The organism is Pantoea sp. Morm, assembly GCF_016643525.1.
In the GTDB taxonomy this organism is placed as follows: domain Bacteria; phylum Pseudomonadota; class Gammaproteobacteria; order Enterobacterales; family Enterobacteriaceae; genus Pantoea; species Pantoea dispersa.
Map to the genome: position 1 here is coordinate 1 of NZ_VOQX01000174.1, position 4,006 is coordinate 4,006.

Genomic DNA, 4,006 nt, shown 5'->3' on the forward strand with positions numbered 1-4,006 from the left:
ACCGCATTCTTCCCTGCCTGAGCGCCGGCCAGCGCACTGGCGCTACTGCCGCCGGTCACGCCGCCTGCCAGACCTGCAGCCAGGGTACTCAGTGCACTGATGATCTGCTTATCCGACTCCTGCAGGTCACCGACCTGTTTACCCGGATACATCGAATGCATGATCAACTGACCCATCAGCTCTCCTCTGACTGCACCCGTCGCGCCTGCTACTGCGCTGTTTCCTGCTGCCCGCGATCCTATCACACGAACCATTGCACTGGTGCCACGGCTGTAAAGGCAGATCAATGCGATCAGGCAACTGCTAATTACGAAGCAGAAGTTTGTGGCTGAGATGCTGGACGATGTGATTGGTTAAACAGAGTAGATATCCGGCGCGGAGCTGAGCTGAGGTGCGCCAACACCTCAGCCTGCTAACCATAACCAACTATACGAGGTAGTTAATCATGGCTGAGCACGATACTAAGCCACAAGTGAGCATTTCCAGAGCGTTACGGCAGCGATTGGTAAAACGGAGTAATTAACAGACGCTGAACTGAGGTGTTGGAGCACCCCAGCCCACTGACCATGAGCAACTAAGAAGTAGTTGATCATGGCTGACACGCATCATGAGTCAGAGACCCGCACACCCACAACCGCTGCCTGCGGACTACAGGCGCATTATTACAGGTCGGCTAGCGGCCTAACCGGTGCCAGCCGAACCCGCTGCCAAAGCTCACCATTAAAGGCCGCTGGCTGGAGCATCTGGGCTTCACGACCGGGCAGAAGATCGAGGTGATCACCGGGCCGGGGCAACTGCTCATCCGGCTGGCGAATGAAGGGTAATTAACTGATCTGTGGATTAAAATCCCGGCACTAAGGCCGGGATTTATTGAGTTAAGATTATAAGTAGAGGCTATCATCGTAAGGACTGGCAGCAAGAATTTCTTCAAAATGTTTTCGAGATTTTATTCCCCAGTCGATGTTGATTTTGTTCATAAGCTCAATAATCTTTGGAAAATAAATACGCCGACTATCTTTACCAGGAATCCGATTATTTAATTCGTACTCGACTGCTACATCATGTATAAAATCATACATAATCCAATAAAGTAACTCATCTGTTGAATCTGTAACCTTTCTAGAGAACTCACATCCTCTCTCGGAACAGATATAATTATACTTTCCATTTTCAAATGAAATATAAGGCGTTCCATCATCAATAGGTGCTGAGCAAAGGTTAACAGAGTGAACCGGAAAACCTAATATCAAAACCAGCGTATCCATTTTTTTTTGAAGATCATTAATACTCAACAGCATTTCAATTAACCCTCTCAATATATTTGTTGTCTAACAACCATTGTACATTTACTGGTTCCTGCATATTAGGCAGAATCTGAATACCTCCGCCAGGTTCACCAAAAGCAGGGGCTATTTTCCCTTGCATAACAGGCAACGGTTTTATGACAACGTATTCATGGTATTTATCCGCTAAGGAGCCAGGGCTAAAGCGCGCTGTTCCTGGGGCGTACCTTGTGGTGCCAAGAAAGAACCATTTGTCTTGCCATACCTATCCAAATGAGTGCCTACAGGAAGCGTTGTTTTAACTGGTTCTTCGGCAAAACCTAATTTTGCAGGCCAGTTCCAGTCTCCGCTTTCATTACGGTATTTATCGTACTGTGACCACCCTGAAGCTTCCTCATCAGCAGCATTTCTATTTGGCTCTGCCGTTCTTCCGGCTGAAGGTTGAGATAGTTTTTATGCTGAACTCTCTTTTGTCGGTTCCTTAATTACACTCTTCAGCCCGTAAGCACCCGCCAGAGCGGCAGCCAGTTCCTGAGTCTGCATTGCTATATCATAACGGCCTGCTGCTGTTTCCCAGCTCACACCGGACGCCTGTGCTATTGCTGTTATGGCTTGGTCGCGGCTGATACTGCCTGCATCCAGTCCCTGCAAAACACTTTCCAGGTTTTTCACATCCTGTGGATATAAATCCCTGTACAACAATGAGTAGGTCGCATTTTCACCATATTTATTAAATGCTTTCTGAGCCGGGCCAATCAGCGCACCACAGGCTGAATCACCTTAATTACCATCCATACAGACCGCTTTTATCGCTTCATCACGCGCTTTATCTGTCTGATTAATCGCCGCAAGCTCTTTCGCTTCAGCCGGTGTCAGTTCCTGTTTCAGATAGTCGCGCTTCGTCTCCAGCTGTTTCTTTCTGTCGGCTTCCTGCACGCTCAGCCAGTTATTCTCAACCACATTTTCCCTGCCTGAGCGCCGGCCAGCGCACTGGCGCTACTGCCGCCGGTCACGCCGCCTGCCAGACCTGCAGCCAGCGTAATCAGTGCACTGATGATCTGCTTATCCGACTCCTGCAGGTCACTGACCTGTTTACCCGGATACATCGAATGCATGATCAACTGACCCATCAGCTCTCCGCTGACCGCACCGGTCGCGCCTGCTGCCGCGCTGTTTCCTGCCGCCCGAGATCTTATCACACTATCCACTGCACGGTGCCACGGCCGGAAAGGCAGATCGATGCGATCCGACAGACGCCAATGACGAAGCAGAAGTTTGTGGTTGAGATGCTGGATAACGTGATGGGTAAATGGTGCAGGTAACAGGTGCGGAACCGTGGTGCTCGAACCCCCAGCCCGCTGACCGCAAGCAATTAACGAGTAGCTGGTTATGGCTGGCACGCATCATAAGTCAGAGGCCAACACGTCCACAGCTCAATCAAGACGTTATACCGTGGGATATGTCCGGGATCAGAGGAAGTTCACGCTTTCACCGTTTATTATCCTGAAGGGCCACTGGATGGCGGCACTGGGATTTGAGACCGGGCAGAAGATCGAGGTGCTCACTGAGCCGGGACAGTTGATTATCCGCCTGGCTGCTGAAGGATAACTGACTGATAAAAAAGGAATCCCGGCTCACTGGCCGGGATTCCTTGTTAAGATCAATTAGGATCTGATGGGGGAGATTTTCGCGTATTGAACTTGTCTATCAGATTAAAAACTATTGTAGCTAATGTAATCGCTGTTCCTGCAATAGATCCAAAAACAATAGCTCTCTTTAGCTGTCCATCGGGAATTAGAAAATATCCATTTTTAATATATATAATGACCGATGCTCCAGCCCCTAAAATAAAACAAATCAGTATACAAAAAACACAAGAGTAAATTAGTAATTTGATATATGCGATCATTTTTTCTCCTCCTTTTCCTTTTCAGAAGATTTTTGTGGAGTTGGTGTATTTAAGAGATTTTGTGTATATCCACCTAAAAATTCTGTCCCGAGCGAGCCTACAGCATCAAATATGAAGCCAGGTGCATCCTTTCCTGTTAACGAATTAACAACCCCTGGTGCATATTCACCAAATCCCCATCCCAATCCAGCGCTACCTGCGGCGATACCAATCGCCCCAATATCAGCTCCATTACTCAATGCCGCACCAGTCGTAGCAATTCCTACGTTCTGCAATAGTCCACGTCCCGGAGCCAGTGCGCCGGTTACAGCCGCAGAAGCACTGCCCCAGTAGTCCCAAGTTGTTTGCTGATTTTCAGGCAGGCTTTGATTCTTCTCACTGTTGATATCAAACCACTGATACGTACCATTAGCCATTGCCGCGATGACTGCACCACCGACTACTTTACCTACCGATGCAGCCGGACCTAAATAAGCTGCTCCTGCTATCAACACGCCGTCCTTATATCCATTCACGATAACCTTGGTTATATTCGCGCCGTCAGACAAATCACCCTGCGTCAGTTTATCCAATCCTGCCTGTTTCTGCTCTGGTGTAAGGTTATGTTCCTGTGAATACTGATTCCATGACTGCGCAGCAGAGCCTGAACTGGTCATACCCGTACCCAAACTCAGCGCATTATTCTCAACCGCATTCTTCCCTGCCTGAGCGCCGGCCAGCGCACTGGCGCTACTGCCGCCGGTCACGCCGCCTGCCAGACCTGCAGCCAGGGTACTCAGTGCACTGATGATCTGCTTATCCGACTCCTGCAGGT

At 49.1% G+C, this 4,006-nt stretch carries 8 protein-coding genes and 3 pseudogenes; 3 read left to right on the forward strand and 8 right to left on the reverse strand.

All coding sequences use genetic code 11. The features are described 5' to 3' along the window. Positions 1-245: pseudogene (locus tag FT726_RS26235) on the reverse strand (VENN motif pre-toxin domain-containing protein); the annotation flags it as partial. Between the two features lie 346 nt (positions 246-591). Between FT726_RS26235 and FT726_RS27700 the strand changes: the two are divergent. Then, positions 592-824: pseudogene (locus FT726_RS27700) on the forward strand (SymE family type I addiction module toxin). Positions 825-881: 57 nt separating this feature from the next. Here FT726_RS27700 and FT726_RS26245 read toward each other — a convergent pair. From FT726_RS26245 to FT726_RS26260, 5 genes and pseudogenes are all read right to left on the reverse strand, one after another. Beyond that, entirely contained in the window at positions 882-1,298 is a 417-nt protein-coding gene (locus tag FT726_RS26245) for an Imm63 family immunity protein (RefSeq protein WP_346303739.1), read from the reverse strand. A 1-nt stretch (position 1,299) separates the two neighbouring features. Further along, positions 1,300-1,565 (reverse strand): annotated as a pseudogene (locus FT726_RS27705) (TNT domain-containing protein); the annotation flags it as partial. A gap of 171 nt (positions 1,566-1,736) precedes the next feature. Beyond that, the gene (locus FT726_RS26250) at positions 1,737-1,955 is read right to left on the reverse strand and encodes a hypothetical protein (RefSeq protein ID WP_282997118.1); all 219 of its coding nucleotides are present in this window, start codon (positions 1,953-1,955) and stop codon (positions 1,737-1,739) included. Between the two features lie 108 nt (positions 1,956-2,063). Continuing rightward, a complete protein-coding gene (locus tag FT726_RS26255) occupies positions 2,064-2,243 on the reverse strand; it encodes a hypothetical protein (RefSeq protein WP_282997117.1) in 180 nt (59 codons plus the stop codon). Continuing rightward, entirely contained in the window at positions 2,222-2,413 is a 192-nt protein-coding gene (locus FT726_RS26260) for a VENN motif pre-toxin domain-containing protein (RefSeq protein ID WP_346303740.1), read from the reverse strand. Before FT726_RS26260 ends, FT726_RS26255 begins: the two co-directional genes overlap by 22 nt. Between FT726_RS26260 and FT726_RS26265 the strand changes: the two genes are divergently transcribed. Continuing rightward, positions 2,393-2,605: a hypothetical protein gene (locus tag FT726_RS26265; RefSeq protein WP_346303741.1), complete on the forward strand. Its 213-nt coding sequence runs from the start codon at positions 2,393-2,395 to the stop codon at positions 2,603-2,605. The two genes, FT726_RS26260 and FT726_RS26265, sit on opposite strands and share 21 nt — an antisense overlap. 67 nt (positions 2,606-2,672) lie before the next feature. After that, a complete protein-coding gene (locus tag FT726_RS26270) occupies positions 2,673-2,891 on the forward strand; it encodes a SymE family type I addiction module toxin (RefSeq protein ID WP_282997115.1) in 219 nt (72 codons plus the stop codon). 52 nt (positions 2,892-2,943) lie between these two features. Here the strand turns inward: FT726_RS26270 and FT726_RS26275 are convergent, their stop codons facing one another. Both FT726_RS26275 and FT726_RS26280 read right to left on the reverse strand, forming a co-directional pair. After that, on the reverse strand, positions 2,944-3,192 hold the full coding sequence (locus tag FT726_RS26275; protein ID WP_141495961.1) for a hypothetical protein: 249 nt from the start codon (positions 3,190-3,192) through the stop codon (positions 2,944-2,946). Further along, positions 3,189-4,006: VENN motif pre-toxin domain-containing protein (locus FT726_RS26280; protein WP_346303742.1), on the reverse strand; the 818-nt coding region annotated here is incomplete at its 5' end. The genes FT726_RS26275 and FT726_RS26280, both read right to left, overlap by 4 nt.

Excerpts from the sequence above, each read along its gene's own strand:
- FT726_RS26245 (WP_346303739.1), bottom strand. The coding sequence starts at position 1,298 with ATGCTGTTGAGTATTAATGATCTTCAAAAAAAAATGGATACGCTGGTT.
- FT726_RS26270 (WP_282997115.1), top strand. The coding sequence starts at position 2,673 with ATGGCTGGCACGCATCATAAGTCAGAGGCCAACACGTCCACAGCTCAA.
- FT726_RS26260 (WP_346303740.1), bottom strand. The coding sequence starts at position 2,413 with ATGGGTCAGTTGATCATGCATTCGATGTATCCGGGTAAACAGGTCAGT.
- FT726_RS26265 (WP_346303741.1), top strand. The coding sequence starts at position 2,393 with ATGCATGATCAACTGACCCATCAGCTCTCCGCTGACCGCACCGGTCGC.
- FT726_RS26275 (WP_141495961.1), bottom strand. The coding sequence starts at position 3,192 with ATGATCGCATATATCAAATTACTAATTTACTCTTGTGTTTTTTGTATA.